General features: G+C 41.2%; 18 protein-coding genes. 14 read left to right on the top strand and 4 right to left on the bottom strand.

Features of this window, described 5'->3' with window-relative positions:
- Nucleotides 1-374: 374 nt before the first annotated feature.
- Together BUB11_RS18470 and BUB11_RS18465 are read left to right on the top strand one after the other, a co-directional pair.
- The gene (locus tag BUB11_RS18470) at nt 375-2453 is read left to right on the top strand and encodes a sigma-54-dependent Fis family transcriptional regulator (protein WP_073031225.1); all 2079 of its coding nucleotides are present in this window, start codon (nt 375-377) and stop codon (nt 2451-2453) included.
- 164 nt (nt 2454-2617) lie between these two features.
- Nucleotides 2618-3244 carry a DUF2680 domain-containing protein gene (locus BUB11_RS18465; RefSeq protein WP_073031224.1) on the top strand — a complete coding sequence of 209 codons (627 nt, stop codon included), beginning with the start codon at nt 2618-2620 and terminating at the stop codon, nt 3242-3244.
- 378 nt (nt 3245-3622) lie between these two features.
- Here the strand turns inward: BUB11_RS18465 and BUB11_RS18460 are convergent, their stop codons facing one another.
- From BUB11_RS18460 to BUB11_RS18450, 3 genes are all read right to left on the bottom strand, one after another.
- Nucleotides 3623-3934, bottom strand: coding sequence for a zinc-ribbon domain containing protein (locus BUB11_RS18460; protein WP_073031223.1), 312 nt, complete (start codon nt 3932-3934; stop codon nt 3623-3625).
- Nucleotides 3935-4120: 186 nt separating this feature from the next.
- Nucleotides 4121-5734, bottom strand: a complete 1614-nt coding sequence (locus tag BUB11_RS18455; RefSeq protein WP_073031222.1) for an ABC-F family ATP-binding cassette domain-containing protein — start codon at nt 5732-5734, stop codon at nt 4121-4123.
- Nucleotides 5735-5970: 236 nt separating this feature from the next.
- Nucleotides 5971-6327, bottom strand: coding sequence for a carboxymuconolactone decarboxylase family protein (locus tag BUB11_RS18450; RefSeq protein ID WP_073031221.1), 357 nt, complete (start codon nt 6325-6327; stop codon nt 5971-5973).
- A gap of 181 nt (nt 6328-6508) precedes the next feature.
- Here BUB11_RS18450 and BUB11_RS18445 point away from each other — a divergent pair, with 181 nt between their 5' ends.
- The 3 genes from BUB11_RS18445 (at nt 6509) to BUB11_RS18435 (ending at nt 7663) form a co-directional block, all read left to right on the top strand.
- Nucleotides 6509-6739 carry a DUF2164 family protein gene (locus tag BUB11_RS18445; protein WP_073031281.1) on the top strand — a complete coding sequence of 77 codons (231 nt, stop codon included), beginning with the start codon at nt 6509-6511 and terminating at the stop codon, nt 6737-6739.
- An 83-nt stretch (nt 6740-6822) separates the two neighbouring features.
- A complete protein-coding gene (locus BUB11_RS18440; protein ID WP_073031220.1) occupies nt 6823-7113 on the top strand; it encodes a GNAT family N-acetyltransferase in 291 nt (96 codons plus the stop codon).
- 46 nt (nt 7114-7159) lie between these two features.
- Nucleotides 7160-7663 carry a DNA-deoxyinosine glycosylase gene (locus BUB11_RS18435; RefSeq protein WP_073031280.1) on the top strand — a complete coding sequence of 168 codons (504 nt, stop codon included), beginning with the start codon at nt 7160-7162 and terminating at the stop codon, nt 7661-7663.
- Between the two features lie 49 nt (nt 7664-7712).
- Here the strand turns inward: BUB11_RS18435 and BUB11_RS18430 are convergent, their stop codons facing one another.
- Nucleotides 7713-9065 (bottom strand): ATP-binding protein, encoded by a 1353-nt coding sequence (locus BUB11_RS18430; RefSeq protein ID WP_073031219.1) that lies wholly within the window; start codon nt 9063-9065, stop codon nt 7713-7715.
- Nucleotides 9066-9549: 484 nt separating this feature from the next.
- On the opposite strand from BUB11_RS18430, the gene BUB11_RS18425 reads away from it, so the two are divergent.
- The 9 genes from BUB11_RS18425 (at nt 9550) to BUB11_RS18385 (ending at nt 21128) form a co-directional block, all read left to right on the top strand.
- Nucleotides 9550-10230 (top strand): acetate uptake transporter, encoded by a 681-nt coding sequence (locus BUB11_RS18425; protein WP_073031218.1) that lies wholly within the window; start codon nt 9550-9552, stop codon nt 10228-10230.
- Between the two features lie 536 nt (nt 10231-10766).
- Entirely contained in the window at nt 10767-12557 is a 1791-nt protein-coding gene (locus BUB11_RS18420; RefSeq protein ID WP_073031279.1) for a MutS family DNA mismatch repair protein, read from the top strand.
- 36 nt (nt 12558-12593) lie between these two features.
- The gene (locus BUB11_RS18415) at nt 12594-13070 is read left to right on the top strand and encodes a 2-thiouracil desulfurase family protein (RefSeq protein ID WP_073031217.1); all 477 of its coding nucleotides are present in this window, start codon (nt 12594-12596) and stop codon (nt 13068-13070) included.
- Between the two features lie 654 nt (nt 13071-13724).
- Entirely contained in the window at nt 13725-15743 is a 2019-nt protein-coding gene (locus BUB11_RS18410) for a methyl-accepting chemotaxis protein (RefSeq protein WP_073031216.1), read from the top strand.
- Nucleotides 15744-15821: 78 nt separating this feature from the next.
- The gene (gene asnS, locus BUB11_RS18405) at nt 15822-17213 is read left to right on the top strand and encodes an asparagine--tRNA ligase (protein ID WP_073031215.1); all 1392 of its coding nucleotides are present in this window, start codon (nt 15822-15824) and stop codon (nt 17211-17213) included.
- Between the two features lie 216 nt (nt 17214-17429).
- Nucleotides 17430-18170: a GntR family transcriptional regulator gene (locus BUB11_RS18400; protein WP_200797954.1), complete on the top strand. Its 741-nt coding sequence runs from the start codon at nt 17430-17432 to the stop codon at nt 18168-18170.
- Between the two features lie 20 nt (nt 18171-18190).
- Nucleotides 18191-18832 (top strand): cobalamin B12-binding domain-containing protein, encoded by a 642-nt coding sequence (locus BUB11_RS18395; RefSeq protein ID WP_073031214.1) that lies wholly within the window; start codon nt 18191-18193, stop codon nt 18830-18832.
- A gap of 266 nt (nt 18833-19098) precedes the next feature.
- Nucleotides 19099-19896, top strand: coding sequence for a dihydropteroate synthase (locus BUB11_RS18390; RefSeq protein ID WP_073031213.1), 798 nt, complete (start codon nt 19099-19101; stop codon nt 19894-19896).
- Nucleotides 19897-19955: 59 nt separating this feature from the next.
- Entirely contained in the window at nt 19956-21128 is a 1173-nt protein-coding gene (locus tag BUB11_RS18385) for a uroporphyrinogen decarboxylase family protein (protein WP_073031212.1), read from the top strand.
- Nucleotides 21129-21142 lie beyond the last annotated feature (14 nt).

The following is a 21142-nucleotide window of genomic DNA, read 5'->3' as shown; positions in this document are numbered from 1 at the left end:
GGAGGCTGGGTTCACTGATGAGGAGATTAGGATGTATGAACAGGCTGGGCTAGGTGAGTAGAACTTCTTGGACAAGGCAACTCGGACATATTTATCAAGTGAGTGTGAATAGAATTTCCCTATAACATTGAGGCTGAACGAACTTTTTTCCAGTTTGTTTAGCCTTTTTATGTTGCCACCCATGGGAGCGCACAAATCTCGAATATCCTGATCAAGTCCCGGCTAGCGGTTTTTCCCTCTACTGAAGAATGAATGTTCTGAAAAAGAGGAATAGCAGTTGTCTAAGGAGAATAATTATGCTAGGTCCTCGTATTTTTGCGGCAGGGACCATGAATTAATTGCATTATTCTGTTCGATAGCGAGGTGAGCTTTTAATGCTGATGAGCGATATGATGACCCGAGATGTACCTCTTCTTCATGCTAAGAATACTCTTAAGCAGGGGGTAGAGCTTTTACGTTGGACCAAGCTGGATGCTTTACCGGTAGTAGATGAAGAGGGTTCTCTGATTGGGATCTTTACGAAAGCCAATGTTTTGGACGCCTTTTTGGCTGGGGCAGATTCTTCGGAAATAATTGGGCAACACTTCAATCCTCAAGTAGTGACTGTTCAAGTCGACGCTCCTTACCGTGAGGTAGAACAGCGGGCAAAGCAGAGTTCAGTGGGTACGGGTGTAGTAGTAGATAAAAATGGGAAAGCGCTTGGGATCTTTACCAAGGTGGACATGATATTGGCTCTTTTTAGAGAAGCAGAACAACTGGCTATTAAACTCAGTACGGTATATCAGGCCATGCCGAACGGAATTATCGTAGTGGATCAAGATAACCACATTCAACAGATAAATCCTGCAGGCGAGAAAATCCTTGGATTAGGACAGGAAGTACTAAAAGGACGCCTGTTTGATGACGTTATTTCTGGCTTAAATCTGAATGTGGTGCTAAAACAGTCGAAACAACTATCCGGGGTCCAGACTCAAATGAATAATGTGACCGTTCTCTGCAACATCAGCCCTGTGGGTGAGTTGGCAGGAGCAGTAATCGTTTTCCAAGCTTTGACTGATTTTGACCAAGTCGCTTTAGAGCTCGATGCAACGAAGCGTTTGTACGAGACTTTGCTCACTGTAACCAATATTGGCTACGAAGCAATCTTCGTTGTTGACGACCAAGGGAAAATCACGCTGGTTAATGAGGCAGCCTGTAAATTTTTTAATAAGAGAGAAGAAGAACTATTGCAGCAACCAATAGATCAAGTTATTGAGAATACTCGCCTTTTGCGCACCTTAAAAACAGGCATGGCGGAAACCAATGAAGTCCAAGTTATATACGGTCGGCCGTACATAGTTTCACGCCTGCCTATTGTGCGCCAAGGTAAAATAATTGGAGCCGTGGGTAAAATTATCTTTCAGAAACTGGAGGAAGTTAAGGACCTTGCCCAAAAACTGGCACAAATGGACCTCGAGTTAAACTTCTATAAGGAACAGGTCGGCTCAACTAGACTGCCCGTGACATTCAATCAGATTGTTACGGTCAGCCAGGACATGCGCCGTTTGAAGCAGGAGGCTGAAATTGCCGCTCGGGGAAATTCTACAATTATGCTGACGGGGGAAAGCGGTACTGGCAAAGAGCTCTTTGCTGAGGCTATTCACCAGGCGAGTCCATACCGAAATGGTCCTTATGTAAAGGTTAATTGCGCTGCGGTTCCCGAGAATTTATTGGAGTCCGAATTCTTTGGGTATGCGAGCGGAGCGTTCACTGGAGCACAAAAGGGAGGCAAAGCGGGTAAGTTCGCGGTTGCCAACGGAGGGACGCTTTTCCTGGATGAAATCGGTGACATGTCTTTGAATTTGCAGAGTAAGCTCCTTAGAGTCCTGGAGGATAGATGCTTTGAACCGGTAGGGAGTAACGAGCCGGTTAAAGTGGATGTAAGGATTATTGGGGCTACCAACAAGGATCTTATTCAGAAAGTTGCCAGCGGTGAATTTCGCAGTGATCTATATTATCGTCTTAATGTTATCTCATTTCGCCTCCTCCCTATCCGTGATCGTGTAGAAGACATTATTCCTCTTGTACATGTCTTCTTGGAACGGCTTAATCAAGATTTCGGCAAACAAATTTCTGGAGTATCCTCAGGGGTACGCAAAATTTTGATTAATCACCGTTGGCCTGGCAATGTACGGGAATTAAAAAATGTGATTGAGCGGGCGGTGAACTTTGCTTCAGGAGAATTGTTGAAAACAGCAGATTTGCCCTTCTACCTTAGGGAGGAAAAACAAGAATCATTATATTTGGCGAAGGAGTGGAACCTAGAAAATGCCCATGAACACTTGGATAAAGAAACTCTGGAAAAGGCCCTTCTAAAAATGAATGGCAATAAGTCCGAAGTCGCCCGACTCTTAGGAATTTCTCGTTCTTGGCTCTACGAAAAGATACGGCGATACGATATTAATCCCCGCTGAACTTATGTATTTTCAAACACATTAGCGCTACATTTTCTTTACTTAAAGCACACAACTTCTTAAAGTCCAATTCACAAATTTACCATATTTGGCGGATATCATAATAGTGTACCGATCAAAAGTACATACTTGGAAATCGGAAACTATTCTGAAGGAGGAATCTTATGAAAAAGAAACTCGTTGTCGGTGTCCTAAGTGCTGCACTATTGATTGGAGGTGCAACGGCAGCCTTTGGTGCCACAGATTCGGCAAAGCTGGATGAAATCAAGAGCTTAACTCAGCAAATGTTTGGTATCCAGAAGCAAATAGTGGACAAAGAAGTGGAAGCTGGGCTTAGAACTGCAGAACAGGCCGACAAGATGAAGCAATTTATTGACGATCGCCAAGAAGCGAGCGAGAAGGCCTTAGCTGATGGTAAAGTATTTGGTCCTGGTATGGTTGGTAAAGACATGGGGATTCGAGATAAGGTTAAGAAGTTCAATAATGGTGAACCCCTGACGGAAGAGCAGATCGAAGCCTGGAGTACAGCGGCACAAGAACGCTTAACCGCTCAAGTAGAGGCCATGAAAAGTAATGGTAAATTAACTGAGGAACAGATCAAAACTTGGAGTGATGCTGCACAAGCTCAGTTAGATGTTCAAAAAGAGGCGATGAAGAGCGGTACATTTGTGCCTGGTGACATGGGAATGATGAAGGGTATGCTCGGCAAGCGTAGCGGTGCTTGGGGCAATAAACTGGCACCAGAAACAACCGAAACACAAGATACCGCACCAACAACGAATATCCAGTAAGATACTGCTTTATGTGGAACATTGGCAGCCTGAGGTATCTAAAGACGGGTCTCACATTAACATAAGACCAGAGGAGTTTGAAGCTCTGTGAGATAACCTCAGGGTTAAAACTAAGTAAAGAAAAAGTTATGAGATACTGGCAGTCCCAACAATAGTTTGGAGCCTGCCAGTATTTCTCTTTTCCGAAAAGAATTATACTTTGGACATTTTCGTCGCCGGAGGCTTTAGTATCTGAAGTATCGATGTTTTGCCTTAGCTAAAAGGGTTCACTTGCCAGCATCTGAATGTCAGGACAAGCTACAGTTCTTTGTGCATGGAAATAAAAAACCTTCCCAGACAATTAAGTCTGGGAAGGTTTAAGTTGCTATCTAGTTCGATTTACCAATTGCTGCGTGTGCGTGGTTGGTAGCACTCACGGCAATATACTGGCTTGTCGCCTGATGGTTGGAAAGGAACAGTAGTTTCTTTTCCACAGGTTGCGCAAATAGCTGGGAACATTTCACGTTGTTGACGACCATAACCGCCACCGCCGCCGCTGTTTCTGTTTTGAGCTTTTTTAGCTGCACGGCACTCTGGGCAACGACCAGGCTCATTAGTGAATCCTTTTTCTGCATAAAACTCTTGTTCTGATGCAGTGAATTCGAAATCCCGTCCACAGTCTTTGCAATTTAGAATTTTGTCATTAAACATTATAAAAAAACCTCCAATTAAATATTACCCGCGCTACATGGTAAGTTCACCAACTTCTTCCCGGAGACTTAGGTAATAGAGAAGGTTTGCTTAAATCCACTAGTTTTAACGAGCTTATATCAGTATAACAAAATTTGAGCAGATGTCAAATAATAAATTCCACAATCCCGATATTTATCCAAAAAATCAACTGTACATTGTCTCTAAAAGCGCTTTGACATCTTCATTTTCCAGATATTCATCGAAAGTCATTTGTCGATCAATAAGTCCTTTTGGCGTGATTTCGATAATACGGTTGGCAATCGTTTGAACAAACTGATGATCTTGTGATACGAACAAGATGTTTCCGTCCATATTTGTCAGTGAATTATTAAGAGCCGTGATGGATTCCATATCCAAGTGGTTGGTGGGCTCATCGAAAATAAGAATGTTCGCTCCGCTGAGCATCATTCGAGAGAGCATACATCGTACTTTTTCCCCTCCGGAAAGAACACTGGCCTTCTTTAGGGATTCATCTCCAGAGAAAAGCATTCTTCCTAAGAAACCACGGACAAAGGATTCATCGGGATCTTTTGAGAATTGTCTTAGCCAGTCAACCAAAATCAAGTCTGTCTCAAAATAGGAGGAGTTATCAAGAGGAAGATAGGCTTGAGTCGTTGTGATTCCCCAGCTAAACTCACCACTATCCGGGGTGATTTCACCCATTAAAACTTTGAAGAGGGTCGTTTTCGCATTCCCATTTGGGCCCACAAAAGCAATCTTATCCCCTTTGTTCACAAGAAATGAGATGTTGTCGAGGATTTTTTCCCCTGCAACAGTGACGGTTAAGTCTTTTACTGTCAGGATGTTGTTACCTGCTTCTCTGTCCGGACTGAAAGCAATATAAGGATATTTGCGAGAGGATGGTTTGATATCATCAAGCGTTAATTTATCAAGTTGCTTTTTCCGGGAGGTCGCTTGTTTTGCTTTGGATGCATTAGAGCTAAAGCGCTGAATAAACCTCTGGAGTTCCTCGATTTTATCTTCTTTTTTCTTATTTGACTCTCTCATTAATCTTAAGGCTAATTGACTTGATTCATACCAGAAATCATAGTTCCCAACATACAGTTGGATTTTACCAAAATCAATATCGGCAATGTGGGTACAAACTTTGTTCAAAAAATGTCGGTCATGTGATACTACAATAACGGTGTTCTCATAATTATAAAGGAAGTTCTCAAGCCAGATAATTGACTGGAGGTCAAGGTGGTTGGTAGGCTCATCAAGTAACAGAATATTGGGGTTGCCGAATAGGGCTTGAGCCAGTAAAACACGAACTTTTTCATTTCCGCTGAGTTCTTTCATTTTACTGCTTTGCAGCTCTTTCCCAATCCCTAAACCCATTAATAACTCTGAGGCTTCTGACTCGGCTTGCCAACCATTAAGTTCCGCGAAATCGCCTTCCAAAATGGAAGCTTTAATCCCATCTTCTTCGGTAAAATCAGGTTTGGAATAGAGAGCATCTTTCTCTTCCATTATTTCGTACAATCTTGCATGGCCCATAATAACGGTTTTCAGTACTTCAAATTCCTCGAATTCAAAGTGATCTTGCTTTAAAACCCCAATTCGTTCCCCGGGTGTAAGAATAACCTCACCACTGGTAGAATCTATTTCTCCTGAAAGTATCTTTAAGAAAGTAGATTTCCCTGCACCATTGGCTCCAATCAAGCCATAACAGTTTCCGGGAAGGAATTTTACATTAACATCTTCGAATAATGCTCGCTTACCAAATCTTAAGGTTATTCCACTGGTACTAATCATTATTAATCGTTCCTTTTTATTAAATTTGCCGTTGCTTAAGAATATAGTATATCATTTTATCACAATAAGGTATAGGTTGCAGAATTTTAAAGGTAACGACGGAAAACAAGGGATTGGATAGGTCCGGCCAAATAGTAAGCCCTCATACCTAAATGGCAGAGGGCTAAAATTTAAATCTATGCCTTGAAATATTAAGGTCCTATGGAGTTATTGTTTCTCAATTAACAAATATAGAGTTAGTTAAGTGAATTTCCTTCTGCTTCGTTTAATAAGTTCCTCAGAATTAAAACCCCTTGCATGGTTCTTGGAAATCCTGCACTGGGAGCCACTAAAAGGATGGCGTGTTCTATTTCCTCCTTAGTACATCCGCTTTTTATGGCCTTTAAAATGTGGGTTTTTAAAGCCCTTGGGTATTGGCACTCAGTAGACAGTGCTACTTTTATTAGCCAACATGTTTTCTCATCTAGAGGGCCGCCATCCATATGTATTAAATGACCATATCTCTCATAGGCATCGTAAATATCCCCATGGTGTTCTGTAAAGTACTTTAAGTTAAGTTCAGTGCTGTCAAGGTTATCAAAATAATCATCCATTTATGTTAAGCTCCTTTCTGGTGTATTCACATTATCATCCAATGGGAAGGTTTTTATTCATTTGATTATTGAACTAATCAAACAGCCACTTTAAAAATTAAGATACTTTAATAATTTTTGATATAATAGATTTTACTTATTACGATAAATTAATGAAAAGAGGCGATTAAGGTTGCAGAAAATGGAGATAGACTTAAAAAAAGAGGTTAGAGAGGTTCTTACTGAGGATCTTAAGAGATACTTCTGGAACGAGAGGGATGAAGAACTAAGTAATTTAGGCGCTGAACTTCTTCTTGATTTCATAATAAATAACATAGGCCCTTATATTTATAACCAGGGGATAGAAGATTCTTATGCTTATATGAGTGAACGAATCGAGGACTTGCTCAGTTTAGAGAAACGTCTAAGGTAATCACAACTTCATGAAGTTCAGTATCTCTAAGTTCCACTGCAAACTGAATAGGAGAGGGATTAATTGATGAACACATTAGAGAGATGTCTCCTCAAGACTGGGGACAAGTGAGGGATATTTATACTGAGGGGATTCAAACCGGGAACGCTACCTTTGAGACCGAGGCTCCCAGTTGGGAGGTGTGGGATCGTGACCACGTTAAGTCATGTCGGTTGGTAGCAACCGACGGACATCAAGTTACCGGGTGGGCTGTATTAAGTCCTGTTTCAAGTCGATGTGTTTATACGGGTGTAGGAGAAGTCAGTCTTTATATATCCCTTAATCACGATGTCGTATTGCTTGAGCGAAGAAGTGAGACAGTTGGGATCGATTAAAGTGAGTAGGGCAGGTTGTGCAGAAGCCAAGGGGGAGGGGGAGATAATGATGCAAGTAAGTTCATTTGAACCCATAGTGGATGAACGTTCGCGTATATTAATTCTAGGGTCAATGCCTGGGGTAGAATCTTTGAGATTACAAGAGTATTATGCCAATCCAAGGAACCAATTTTGGAAGTTAATCTATGCCCTCTTTGAATTGGAACCCAGCGAGGGCTATGCTGAACGGGTGTCATTTGTTAAGAGTAAGGGGATTGCCTTGTGGGATGTCATCGAAAATTGTTTAAGAGAAGGCAGCCTGGATTCAGCTATCAAGGAAGAAAAAGTAAACAATTTCAGGGGTCTGTTTATGGCCTATCCCAGTATAGAAACAGTTTTATTTAATGGAGGGAAGGCTTATGAGACCTACAAAAAATGGGTCGGATTTGAAGCCCTGCCCAATATCACGTTTCTGAAGCTTACCTCTTCCAGCCCGGCGAATACTAAAAAATATGAAGAAAAGCTTAGGGAGTGGGGGAGTATCAAGGATTTTTTAAAGAGTGGTAACTGATAAATGATAAAAAGAACGCAAGCAGAAATCCTGCTTGCGTTCTTTTTGACTAGTCATCTTGATTTTCAAGTGAATCATGTCCTTCGATCCAATCTACAAACTGCCTGGCAGTCCTGGCAGAACGTCCGTTATACCATAGTGCCCATTGCAAGGCCTCTCTTTGTAATCGTTCTTTGCTAATTTTTAAATCTCTAGTGGAAGCAATTCCTTCAACGATTTTGAGATAACGGTTTTGATCGGGCGAAGAGAATACAACATTTATGCCAAAGCGATCTGCGAGGGAAAGCTTCTCCTGCATACTATCCCCTGCATGAACTTCTTCGCTATGGTTACCTGAGTGCAAACCAGCCCGTTCACTAAAGTACTCCTTGACCAGATGTCGGCGATTGGAAGTGGCATAGATCAAGATGTTAGATGTTTTACTTTCAAGACCACCCTCTAGTACTGCCTTGAGAGAAGTGTAGTTTTCTTCATTATCCCCAAATACTAGATCATCAACGAAAATAATGAACTTTTGAGCCCTGTTTTTCAGATGTCTAATAATCAATGGGAAATCGGCGAGATAGGCTTTGGGAACCTCAACCATGCGCAAGCCCTGGGTATGATAATGATTGAGTATCGCCTTGACAGTCGATGATTTCCCAGTACCTCTATCACCGTATAATAGTACATTGTTGGACGGAAAACCTTTCAGAAACTGTAAAGTATTCTCGATTACTCTTGACCGTTCGTTCTGGTATTCTACCAGTTCATTTAATGTGATGGGATCAGGACTGTCTATCCCCTTAAGATAACCTTGCCCATCGGATTTTTCCCATACAAAGGCGATATAACGGGCAAATAGACCACAACCATAGTTTTGATGGAAATGGGTAAGTTCATCCAGACACTCATCCCAATGATTAGAGTGGCTAAACAGTTCTTGTATTTGTTGTATATGAGCAGGACTATTAGAAGGCTGGAACTCTGATACCCAATCAGGAAGTGCCTCGATGAAGGTTTTATTGCTGTTATTATCAAATATCTCGGATATTTCTGCCTTAAGCATCCCTGAGGTAAGCTTTGAAACCTGCTGAAGCCCTTTTAAATCATTGGCAACTGCCTTCTTCAGAAAATTGTTATACTCACCGGTTTGTACAGCTTGGGGTTTAAAAGTAAATGGATTTTCATCGAAGACTATTTTGTCAATTATGTATTCTTGTAAAGATACCCTACCGCTTTTTGCCAATTCAAAATAAAAATCATTATATAAATTCACAACGTCTCTAAATTCATTAGTTGCTTGGTTTATGCAACTAATTAGTGACTTCAGCCTGCTTAAAACTTTATCATCCAGCAAGCCTCTATAAATAGAAAGAGAATCCAATGCCAGTAAAGTAGTCGTTAATTCATTTTGCTCCATTCAATAGTTCCTCCATCTGATTTTTCTTCTTGATAGAATTTAAAAATTCTTAGTGTAAACTAATATTTACATGTAGCAGTTTGTAAACAAACTTACTCTACAAGTAATCCTATGACTAATTGATGTAAGGGGTCAAAAGATGTAAACTGACGGATACATGTATAATGAAGATTTCTAATGATAAGTTAAAGGCAAAAGGGCCGGAAGCTTGTTGGTGCAGGGAATTATTAAGAATTAAGCATAACTTTAGTCGGTGGCATATAAATTGCAAAACAATTCAGTAGATTCAGAATCACCTGATTTAGAGACGATCAAGGTTGCTAGTGATTCTTAAAGCTAAATCTGTTTTGGTATGCACGATAGAAAGGAGGATAAAGTTAAATTATTTTGTCTGGATTTATACATTTATACCTAAGACTAATGAATCCTTAACTATTTTACTACAAACTGTGACATATAACTACTTAGATAAGGGGGAAACTCAATGAGCACACAAGAAATCAAAATTAGTTATACGGGAGCAGATCCGACAGCGTTTGGCGTATTAGGCCTGTCGATGGTCTGTTTCGTAGCATCATCTGCTAAACTAGGCTTTACTAATGGCAGCTCCACAGGCTTACTGGTAGTTTGGGCTGCTTTATTAGGTGGTATTGTGCAAATTATTGCGGCAAATATTGATTTTAAAAAGGGGAATATTTTCGGGGGCACGGTTCTAGGGGCATATGGTTTCTTTTGGGTTGGGATGGCATTTTCTTGGGCAACAATTAACGGAATGTTTGGAGCTGGCATGAAAGCAGCTGTTGATCCTAAAATGTTGGGAGTAGTTTTCGTCGGCTACCTGATCTTCTCGCTTTTTATAACGGTAGCTTCATTCGAAGTAAACGTACCTTTTATATTGATGATGATTCTCATTGATGTCTTATTCTTCACTCTCGCGGCAGTGTCCTTTAACATGGGCCCCGTTGCTTTATTCGCAAAAGTAGCCGGTTGGAGTGAATTTGTTATTTCACTTATTGGCTTTTATACTTCAGGAGCGATTTTTTTCAAGTTCTTCTATGGACGTGAAGTATTGCCGCTCGGGAAGCCATTTAATCTAATTAAAAAGGGTGCTTTAGTTCCAGTCCCTGCTGCAACTATTACCAAAGGACAGAAGCGCAGTACCTAAGTAATAGCAGAACATGTTTCTTCGATAGATAAAATAAGTATCTGCTTCTCGTTAATATCGAAGGCCTGTAACAACTTTTATGAAGGTTTGTTACAGGCCTGCTTAATCAATTCCGAGACACCCACTTCTTTAAGTGGGTGTTCCGATTTCTACTTCGGTGGGGGTAGAATCCCCTACCGAAGCCCCGATGTTCAGCTTTAGCTGAACGAGTTCACTAGGGCTTGCAAACCAACCCCCTTTTTTCTCTTAGGCAACCAGAATCTTACTCTTTTTCCGCCTCTATATCCAAATCAGAATTTGGGCAATCCCGACAAGGGTGGGAGCCCTCTCTTCGGCTTGTCCCAGAATCGACAGCGCTGTCGATTCTGGGACAAGATTCCTTACATCACTTAGGGAAGAAGGAGGTGTTAATTTACAAAATATAGCAATGGCGAAACTATTAGTGTATAATAGTTAAGATAATCGATTAAAGTCCTTGGTTGAAAACTAAAATCCATAAGCTAAATTAGGAGGTCAAATTTTTGAATGAACCCAAAATGCTGTATCAAAAACGGTCCGATTATTACGCTGCTCGAAAGGAAAAGCTAAGCCATAGAATTAACCAATTAAGCAATGTAAGGCTCATCACATTCCTTGCTGGTTGTGGACTGGCAAGCTTTTTTTATATGACTCACAAAACTTCGTGGAGTCTTGGCTCAGCGATTTTAACAGCAGTTTCTTTTGTTACCCTGGTTATTTGGCATCAGAACTTAAAAACAAGAAAAAACTATATTCAGATACTGTACGAAAATTATGATCAATCATTGAAGCGTTTAACAGGAGAATGGAAGTCCTTCCTTGACAAGGGGGAAGACTTTAAAGACCCATCTCACCCATTTTCAGAGGATCTTGACCTTTTTGGAACTAATTCTCTCTTTCAATGGATCACTACAGCAAAGACCTTTCGGGGGAGGGAAAAGCTGAAAGAGTGCTTAACAGTGGCTCCGCTAGAAGTCGAAACGATTCTTGAAAGGCAGGAAGCGATTAAGGAGCTTTCAGGAAATCTTAATTGGCGACAGAGGTTTTTGGCTGAGGCCAGGATGGCCAAGAATCCGCTGAATTCTCCCAAGGCTATCATTGAATGGGCTAAAAATGTCGACTCTTCCTATCTTAGAATGGGAGTCTTGATTTTAGCCCGTGCATTACCGATTATGACAGTCAGCTTTTTGCTTCTTTATTTTATAACTGCAAAAGTATCATTTTGGTATCCACTTACAGGTATTATTATTCAGTCGATTATCCTTTTTGTCGGAAAGCAAAGAGGTAAGGCTTTGAATGCGGTTTATTCTTATAAAGAAAATATCAGAGTTTATGAAAAGATGTTAGAGCGGTTTGAAAAGCGATCTTTTAAATCTGACTGCCTGCAGGCTTTAAAGAAGGACTTATATGATCGGGACAACAAGCCTGCCTTTGAACAGATTAGAAAACTATCGGGTTTGGCCGACTTGATAGCTAACAGGAATAATGCAGTTTTTTTAATCATTAATATACTTACACTTTGGGATATCCAGTGTATGATTGCTTTAGAATCCTGGAAAGAGAAATCTGGGCGATCTCTTGGCCGTTGGGTAGAGACAATTGCTGAGTTGGAGGCATTATCAAGTCTGGCAACTATTCATTTCGATCACCCTGAATGGGGATTTCCGAAGATTACCTCCGAAGAGGGCATTACCGCAGTCAGAATAGGGCACCCGCTATTGAGTGGTTCGATCTGTAATGACATATCTATTCAAAAACGCTCGGGAATTTTGTTAATAACGGGTTCCAACATGTCTGGAAAAAGCACTTTACTTCGGACTGTAGGAATCAATCTCGTCTTGGCCTATGCCGGAGCGCCTGTGTGTGCTCAGACCTTTAGCTGTTCTGTGTTACAACTTTATACCTGTATGCGCGTGAGTGATAACTTAGGAGAAAATATTTCTTCCTTCTACGCGGAATTGTTAAGAATTAAACAGATCGTTAGTGCCTCGAAGGCTTCTTCGAACATCTTTTTTCTCTTAGATGAGATATTTAAAGGAACGAACTCGCAAGATCGACATGCTGGTGCTAAGGTTTTAATTCAGCAATTGAGTAAGGCGGGAGCGATGGGTATGGTTTCTACTCATGACTTAGAACTGGGAGACATGGAAAGAGAAAGTGATCGAAGAATTCGTAACTATCATTTTCGTGAGTATTATAAAAATGATGAGATTCATTTTGACTATAAACTTCGCCCAGGGATTTCAACCACTCGCAACGCCATGTATCTGATTAAAATGGCGGGTATTGATGTGGATGGATTAGCGTAGGCTGTCAAGGGATCTTGTAATGAGAGGGAGAGTACAGTGATTCTAGTCAGTGCTTGTTTGCTGGGGCTGAATACAAAGTATAATGGTGAGTCTAATGCTCATGCATTAATCCTGAAATATTGCTCCTTAGGAAGATTTATTCCGGTTTGCCCTGAACAACTAGGGGGGTTGCCAACTCCACGGGAACCGGTGGAGATTCTTAATGGGAGTGGTCAGGAAGTCCTTAGTGGACAGAGTCTTGCACAGGGAGAGCATGGGGAATATGTAACTGGTCAGTTCATAAAAGGGGCATATGAAGTTCTGAAAATCTCAGAGATGCTGGAAGTTTCAGCGGCGATACTTAAGGAACGAAGCCCTTCTTGTGGAGTGAATTATATCTATGATGGTAGCTTTACACATCGAACAATCCCTGGGCAGGGAGTGACTGCATCGCTGTTGAGAGAACATAAAATCCCACTTTATTCGGAGGAAGATTTGACTGACGAACTCCTAAAGGAGCTCCTCGGCGTTTAATACGGTTAAAGATTTGTTGGGTTTAGTTTTAAGAAGAGATGATTGTTACTGCTTTATAATGGCGACACGCCAGACGTCCGGTCCCTCTTCCAGGTACTGAAGATATTTGCTTGCTTATCTTTTGGAGCGAATTTCCTAACATCAATTTGGGAAGTAAAGTTTGTCATTTTGCCTTCCCCCTTGTTCGACTTTTTACCAATCTCTAGTTTAGTCACAGTTTTCTAGTTATTATTTCATAAAGAATATTAAAGCAACAGAGACTTTCTGATAATTGGGAAGTACTCTGTTGCTACTTTTTTAGAGTTGTTTAATACGTCAAATAATTGATTAAAGGTCGTATACATGACATTAAATATGTCACTCAAATTTCATTCCTTTTACCTGAAGTAGTATATTATAGTGATACTAGAAAATTTTAACGTTTAATTTAAAAGCAATAAATGTTAAAGAGAGGTGCTTTATTGGTTTTAAACGTTTTGAAAATGAATGAAATGCAGGCCTCGAAGATATAGTTTCTCTTCGAGGTTAATTTGTGCAATCTTGAACAGCTGTATAGCTTCAATCCAGCATATTAATTAGCTGGTTTTTTATTGTAACAAAATTAAAGAAAAAAGTAATAATCTGTAACAAATTAGGAGTTAGGGGAGGATTTTTATGCCTAAGGGGACCAAACGTTCCATGTCAATTAAGACCCGAATTACTCTCATCGCTGGTATCGTGATTGTTGTTGTGGTGGCGGCCTTATCCGGTGCAAGTTTATGGAATGCCGAGAAACTGCTCAAAACAAGCGAACTCCAAACGCAAAAACTCGTAGAACAAGGAATACAGGATGAATTCATAAATCGTATGGATCGGGCAAGGTCCTCAGTACTCTCGATGACTATGAACCCTGATGTGGCGAAGGCTTTGGCTGAACAAGACCGAGCTACCGTTGCACGTCTTGTTCAGCCCGTTTTTGACGAGATTAAGCAAGAAGGCTTTAGCCAACTCCAATTTCATCTCGCACCGGCCACTTCATTTTATAGAGCACATTCGCCGAAAAAATTTGGAGATGACCTGTCAAAGATTCGGCCTACAGTAGTGGCGGCCAATACAGAACATAAGATTGTGGAAGGACTGGAAGAAGGGGTCGAAGGATATGGTTTTCGAGTTGTTGTTCCGGTCAAGTATCAAGATCAGTGGGTTGGTACAGTAGAATACGGAATGGACTTCGGTGAAGACTTTTTACTAGCGTTACAGAAGAAGAACCCAGGAGATTATTTTATTTATCTTCTAGATCCATCGGCTTCCATGGTTAAAAACGTGAAAGAGAATGGCGGGTTGCTAGCGGGTACCGGTCAAGATGACTTTACAATGTCCGAAAGCACTGTGAAGGCATTAGCTGATGGACAGGCTCAATTTAGTGTGAGTGGAGACGGTCGATTTAATGTCTCACTCATTCCCTTTAAAGATTACCGTGGTGATGTGAAAGGTTATATTAAGACCGCAGTTTCACGGGATGGGGTGGTACAAGAATTAAATGCTCTAAATCGATGGGTCTTGCTGGTTGGATTAGTGGTGCTTGTAATAGGAGTAGTGGCAGGATATTTTGTCTCTTTAACTCTTACCCGGCCAATAATTCGCTTAACGGAAGATGCGGAGGTCCTTGCGACAGGTAATTTAAAAATTGACATTAAAACAAATTGGTATGGAGAGTTGGAAACCTTAGCCCTGGCTATGAAAAAGATGTTGGAGAATACCAAGGAAATATGTTCTTCGATTAACCAAGTGGTGGAACGGGTGGAGAGTTCGACAAAGGAAATTTCATTAGCTGTCGATCAAACTTCCCATGGAACAAACCAAGTGGCCGAGAGTGTAAGCCAGGTTGCCAGTGGTGCTCAAACTATTACTCATCGTACGAGTGAAATGAGTGCACAAAGCGAAGGCATCAATCAAAGTATTCAAACTTTGGCCCAACATATGGAGCGTATCGCTGGAAGCACCTCTGACGTAAGTGGACGGACGGTCAGTGGAGAATCAATAATGAAAAATCTAGCGGAGAAGATGCGAACCTTTACGGAAAAAGTGGAAGAAATCCAGACCGGAAGTCACCTTCTTAAAGAACAAACCGGACAAATTCGGGGAATTACTCAGATCATTACTGGGATTTCTGATCAGACGAATCTCCTTGCCCTTAATGCTGCCATTGAGGCGGCGCGTGCAGGGGAAGCCGGACGAGGATTTGCCGTCGTGGCCGAAGAAGTTCGCAAGTTAGCTGAAGGGTCAAGGGAAAGTGCTTCTCAGATTGCGGGGCTGATCGATCAAGTGACTTTAAATGTAGAAAACTCAGCCCAAGCTTCGGAAGAAGCGGTCCATTTGATCAAAGAACAATCAGACATTGGAAATCTGGCCTTGGAACAATTTTCAGAAATATCCCAAGGGACGCAAGTTGTAGCTCATATGTTAGGAGTCATGGAGGAAGAGGTTCAGCAAGTTGTTCAGATGGGACAGGCAATTACAAGGTCAGTCTCTGATATTTTGGGCATGTGCCAAGAAGATGCGGCCGCTGCAGAGGAAATTGCAGCTTCAACCGAAGAAATGAGTGCAACGACCTATACCATAGGGGACAGTATTAGTGAGCTAATGGGATTGATGGAGGAAATGAAGACTCAAAGTAAGCGTTTTGTAATTTGAAGTTGAGAATTTATTCAGGTATAATTATAAAATAGGAAATTCTTACATTCTTAATAGGATGGCTTCAGGAGGGAATCTATGCAATCGACACTGGTTAAGGAAATTCACAGAGAGACGACTCGGTTTCTCAATCAAAAAGTGGAACTGTCTGGATGGGTTCGCACAGTTCGTACTTCCAAGGCGTTTGGTTTTATAGAGATAAATGATGGGAGTTTCTTTGAAAATATTCAAGTAGTTTTTGAAGATAGTCTTACCAACTTCGCGGAGATTGGCAAGCTCACCATTAGCTCTGCAATTCGCATTCAAGGAGAACTGGTCCCTTCACCGGGAGCCAAACAACCATTTGAATTAAAGGCGGAGAACATTGAGGTGCTTTCCCTGGCAGCTACTGATTATCCCCTGCAAAAGAAGCGGCATACCTTTGAATATTTAAGAACGATTGCGCATTTGCGCCCCAGAACTAATACTTTTGCGGCCGTTTTTCGTGTGCGGTCAATGATTGCCTATGCGGTTCACAAGTTTTTCCAGGAAAAGGGGTATGTCTATGTTCATACTCCCATCATCACAGGAAGTGATGCTGAAGGTGCTGGAGAGATGTTTAAGGTAACCGCCCTAGATTTGGCTAATCCTCCCAAGGATGCCGAGGGAAACGTTGATTTTTCCAAAGACTTCTTTGGACGGGTTACGAGCCTGACTGTAAGTGGCCAGCTTAATGTAGAGACCTATTGCATGGCATTCCGAAACGTTTATACCTTTGGTCCCACCTTTCGAGCAGAAAATTCAAATACGGCGAGACATGCTGCGGAGTTTTGGATGATCGAGCCAGAGATCGCCTTTGCAGACTTGGCAGATAACATGAATTTAGCTGAAGAAATGATGAAGTTTTTGATCCAATATGCCTTGGACAATGCTCCGGAGGAAATGGCTTTCTTTAATAACTTTGTTGATAAGACCTTGTTTGACCGTTTAGAAAATATCCTGAACTCAGAATTTGCTCGTGTTACCTATACTGAAGCCGTGGAACTGCTGGAAAAGGAAAATGCCAAGTTTGAGTATCCTGTTCAATGGGGGATGGACCTTCAAACTGAGCATGAGCGTTATCTCACAGAAAAGATCTTCCAAAAACCTGTCTTTGTGTCGGATTATCCAAAGGGAATTAAAGCCTTCTATATGCGTTTGAATGACGATAACAAGACGGTAGCAGCTATGGATCTGCTCGTTCCCGGAGTCGGTGAAATCATTGGGGGAAGCCAACGGGAGGAACGAATCGAGGTTTTAGAAGGTCGTATGCAAGAAGCCGGTTTAAAGGCAGAGGATTATTGGTGGTACCTTGATCTTAGACGGTACGGCGGAGTAAAACATGCCGGGTATGGTCTGGGATTTGAACGGGTTATTATGTATTTGACGGGAATATCCAATATCCGAGACGTAATCTCTTTTCCCAGAACAGCCAATTCCAGCGAGTTTTAATCAAACTTTAAGTTCTAAACCTGACTTAAGCACGAACTTATGTCTTGGCAGGTGAATTTTCTTGACAGATGTACCAGTTCGGTACATCTGTTTTTTTTATTATTCAATGACTCCTTCGTGTTGACACCCAAATAAGGGCATGCTAGAATTAGCAAAAGTTTGAAATGTATAGACAATTATAGTTAGGAATAGGTGTTTTTGGTGATTCAAACAGATATGATTGATAAGAGCTCAGTGATTCCGATATATTACCAGCTATTTAAACTGCTCGAAGAGCAAATACGCAGGGGTGATCTCAAACCGGGTGAGGCAATACCAACCGAGCATGAAATTTCGTCACACTTTGAAATTAGCCGAATGACGGTTAGGCGGGCAATTGCGGAGTTGGTGTCGGCAGGTATGGTTTATGCACAGCAAGGCAGAGGCACCTTCGTAGCTACGCCTAAATTAGATAATATCGTCTTTGAGCTCAATGATTTTAATCAGGAGATTAAACAGAGAGGGTTGAACTATAAAACCACTCTCTTAGAAGCTAAAATTATTCGGGCAGATAAGGAGCTTCGGGATAAGTTCGAACTGGGAGAGGATTACAAGCGATTCTTATATTTCCGAACAGTACTTTCAGCTGAAGATGAACGACTTTCTTATGAAGTGAAATACACAATATACAGTAAGAGTAAACCAATCCTGGAAACGGAACTCAAAGATCCAAGTTTGCCGGGTCTGATTGCCACGCACACAGAATATGTGCCAATGAGCGCAAAAAAAGTCCTTCAAGTTGCGGCATGTACTGAAGAAGAAGCGTCAATTCTCGGGATAGCATCCAATTCCCCGGTATTTCTAATTGAGCAGACAGTTTATGATCAGGATCTTAAGCCTGTGGGATGGAGTAAAGCTGTTTACCGGGGAGACCGATATAAACTGACTAGTTATGATGGATGGTATAAAAAAGATTAAGCTAATTGGAGGTTCTTAATTTGAAAGACGAACTACAAATAGCTATGGCGGACCTTGATGAAGAGAGGACCCTAATGCTGGTTGAGGAGAGGGTCAAAGCAGGGTATTCTTCTGTGGAAATTATTGAGAGTTGCCGTCGGGGAGTAGAGGTAGTAGGGGAAAAATATAGCGATAGTCATTATTATCTTTCGGATTTAATTATGTCAGAAGAAATACTGAAAGGGGTTATGCGGATCTTAGAGCCCTATATCCCTACAAATCCCTCTGTAAAGGGCCTGTCCATCGTAATGGGAACTATTGAAGGGGACATTCATGATCTCGGTAAAAACATTATTATCTACCTATTGCGGTCATCAGGGTATCAAGTGCATGACTTAGGAGTGGATGTAACACCTGAGAGATTCATACAAGCAGTCAATGAAACGAAAGCATCAATTTTGGGGATAAGTGTTTTGCTTTCTTTTTGTATTGGTTCGATTAAGAAGGTCGTAGATCTATTAGTGGATGCCGGTTTGAGAGATAAGGTAAAAGTAGTGGTAGGCGGGTATCCGGTTAATCAAGAGGTTAAAGAATTTACAGGTGCAGATTTTTATGCTAACGACGTAACTGAAGCAATGAGAATTTATCGAGAAATCTTAGAGATAAAAGAGGATTCAGTCTAAGTGGATCTAAGACTGTACCAAATATTTCAAAAATTCCATATTGACTGCACAGAGGAGCCATGGTAATATTTAGATAAATTAATTGTCTATACATTCCAACAACTCCTTTATTTTTTTAGTACAAAATTTGTATAGACATCTGTACGAATTGAAAGATTTCCAGGCATACTTTTTAATAATCTAATTACTAAGTTAAAGGAGTTGATAGCTTTAACATTATAAGATTATTAAGACTATAAGAAATTAGGCTCGGGGAGGGTTCTAAGATGTTGATTATTGGTGAAAAGTTAAATAGCTCGATCCCTAGTGTTCGACAGCTAATAAATGATAAAGATAGCGTTGCAATTCAGGACCTGGCCCTAAGACAAGCAGCCGCAGGAGCTGATTACTTAGATTTAAATACTGCACAAGGGAATGAAGCAGTCAATATGGAGTGGCTTGTACGAACGGTCCAAGAAGTGACAGATACTCCTCTATGTATTGACAGCACTTCTGCTGCAGTAATTAAAAAAGGCTTGGAAACCGTTATAGGAGACAAGAGCAAGGTTTTAGTCAACTCTATTTCTATGGAAAAAAATCGCCTTGATGAGGTACTGCCTTTAGTCCTCGATTATAAGTGTCCTGTCGTCGGTTTAACCTTAGATGATAACGGGATACCGAAAACTGCTGAAGAGAGAATGATACTTTCAGAACGTCTGGTTGAGATATTAGCTAAGAATAATTATGATCTAAAAAATCTTTACATCGATCCTCTCGTACTTCCACAGGCAGTAAGCCACAATAATGCAATGATGTTTTTTCAGTGCCTTACAGACATTAAGCGGTTATTAAAGGTTAAGACGGTTTCCGGGTTAAGTAACATTTCTTTTAATACGCCGAAAAGGAAGGTGGTCAATCGACATTTCTTAACCCTTTGCATGGCTTTTGACATGGATGCGGCCATCCTCGATCCTTTGGACAAGAAAATTATGACCTCAGTCATTACTAACGATTTCCTTTTAGGTAAGGATCGTTTTGGTAAGAAATTCTTAAAAGCCTTTCGTGCTGAATTGTTAGAAGACTAAGGAAGGTTTAGTCGGTTAGGTTAAACTAGAATTTGAGAACGCAGGAAGGGGAAATCAGTATGAACGAAAAGGAAATGCTATATCAAAAGAGATTAGAGCGCTACATGACGGCCATGGATTGTGGAAAACCAGATATGGTTCCCGTAGCTTTTGGGGTTGGAGAATGGATTACTAAGTACACAGGGACCACACTCCAAGAGATTTATTATGATCTCGATAAGAGTAATAACGTTGTGAGTGAGATGCTGCCGGGCTTGGATTTCGATATTTTCAAGGGTGGTCCAGCATTATGGTGGCCTCCGATGTTTGATGCAATGGGTTCTAAGTTATATAAATTTCCAGGCATGGGGGTGGACGAAAACTCAACCTTCCAATTCAATGAACAAGAGTACATGAAAGCAGACGATTACGACGAGTTTATTGCCAGTCCTACGGAATGGCTTGTAAATCACTATTTGCCGAATATTAGCACGGAATTAGAGAATCCTGGTTCCTATAGATCCACTGTGGCCTTAATCAAAGGGGCAGCCGCTTTTGCCATGCAAGGAGGAATTATGGCTGCTGCCTGGGGTAAATGGACCATGGAAAACGGAATTGTCGGACAAGGAACCGGGTTTACCAAAGCGCCTTTTGACACTTTGGGTGATGCCTTACGAGGAATGAAAGGGGTTCTTTTAGACCTTCGTCGCCGGCCAGAGAAAGTTTTAGCTGCTTGCGATGCAATCACTCCTCATAATGTTAATTGCGGTCTGGCAGGAGCTGGAGCAGACACTCGTTTCCCTTGTTTTGCGCCGCTTCATCGCGGAGCCTATCCGTTCCTCAATCCTAAACAATGGGATACCTTCTACTGGCCATCCTTAAAGGCTACAATCGAAGGAATGTGGGCTAAAGGGAAGAGAATGTTGTTCTACGCTGAAGGGGACTGGACTCCCTATCTTGAGAAGATTGCGGAATTGCCGGATAAAAGTATTATTTTTCAGATTGACACTACGGATGCAAAAAAAGCTAAGAAAATCTTAGGTGGGAGATTCTGCCTGCAAGGCGGAGTACCTACGACTCTGTTAACCTATGGTACCCCGGAAAAGGTAAAAGAACATATTAAGAGAACCTTCGATGAATTAGCTTGTGATGGAGGATTTATTTTAGATACAGGTGGAGTCGTCATGGGGGATGCTAAGAAAGAAAATGCGATTGCTATGATCGAAGCAGCTAGAAAATACGGCATTTATTAATAGGATAGGAGGGG

This window comes from Desulfosporosinus lacus DSM 15449 (assembly GCF_900129935.1).
Taxonomy (GTDB): Bacteria; Bacillota; Desulfitobacteriia; order Desulfitobacteriales; family Desulfitobacteriaceae; genus Desulfosporosinus; species Desulfosporosinus lacus.
The sequence above is the reverse complement of the archived record's forward strand: the minus strand, read 5'-3'. Positions and strand labels throughout refer to the sequence as shown.

Excerpts from the sequence above, each read along its gene's own strand:
- BUB11_RS18470 (WP_073031225.1), top strand. The coding sequence starts at position 375 with ATGCTGATGAGCGATATGATGACCCGAGATGTACCTCTTCTTCATGCT.
- BUB11_RS18465 (WP_073031224.1), top strand. The coding sequence starts at position 2,618 with ATGAAAAAGAAACTCGTTGTCGGTGTCCTAAGTGCTGCACTATTGATT.
- BUB11_RS18460 (WP_073031223.1), bottom strand. The coding sequence starts at position 3,934 with ATGTTTAATGACAAAATTCTAAATTGCAAAGACTGTGGACGGGATTTC.
- BUB11_RS18455 (WP_073031222.1), bottom strand. The coding sequence starts at position 5,734 with ATGATTAGTACCAGTGGAATAACCTTAAGATTTGGTAAGCGAGCATTA.
- BUB11_RS18450 (WP_073031221.1), bottom strand. The coding sequence starts at position 6,327 with ATGGATGATTATTTTGATAACCTTGACAGCACTGAACTTAACTTAAAG.
- BUB11_RS18445 (WP_073031281.1), top strand. The coding sequence starts at position 6,509 with ATGGAGATAGACTTAAAAAAAGAGGTTAGAGAGGTTCTTACTGAGGAT.
- BUB11_RS18440 (WP_073031220.1), top strand. The coding sequence starts at position 6,823 with ATGTCTCCTCAAGACTGGGGACAAGTGAGGGATATTTATACTGAGGGG.
- BUB11_RS18435 (WP_073031280.1), top strand. The coding sequence starts at position 7,160 with ATGATGCAAGTAAGTTCATTTGAACCCATAGTGGATGAACGTTCGCGT.
- BUB11_RS18430 (WP_073031219.1), bottom strand. The coding sequence starts at position 9,065 with ATGGAGCAAAATGAATTAACGACTACTTTACTGGCATTGGATTCTCTT.
- BUB11_RS18425 (WP_073031218.1), top strand. The coding sequence starts at position 9,550 with ATGAGCACACAAGAAATCAAAATTAGTTATACGGGAGCAGATCCGACA.
- BUB11_RS18420 (WP_073031279.1), top strand. The coding sequence starts at position 10,767 with ATGCTGTATCAAAAACGGTCCGATTATTACGCTGCTCGAAAGGAAAAG.
- BUB11_RS18410 (WP_073031216.1), top strand. The coding sequence starts at position 13,725 with ATGCCTAAGGGGACCAAACGTTCCATGTCAATTAAGACCCGAATTACT.
- asnS (WP_073031215.1), top strand. The coding sequence starts at position 15,822 with ATGCAATCGACACTGGTTAAGGAAATTCACAGAGAGACGACTCGGTTT.
- BUB11_RS18400 (WP_200797954.1), top strand. The coding sequence starts at position 17,430 with ATGATTGATAAGAGCTCAGTGATTCCGATATATTACCAGCTATTTAAA.
- BUB11_RS18390 (WP_073031213.1), top strand. The coding sequence starts at position 19,099 with ATGTTGATTATTGGTGAAAAGTTAAATAGCTCGATCCCTAGTGTTCGA.
- BUB11_RS18385 (WP_073031212.1), top strand. The coding sequence starts at position 19,956 with ATGAACGAAAAGGAAATGCTATATCAAAAGAGATTAGAGCGCTACATG.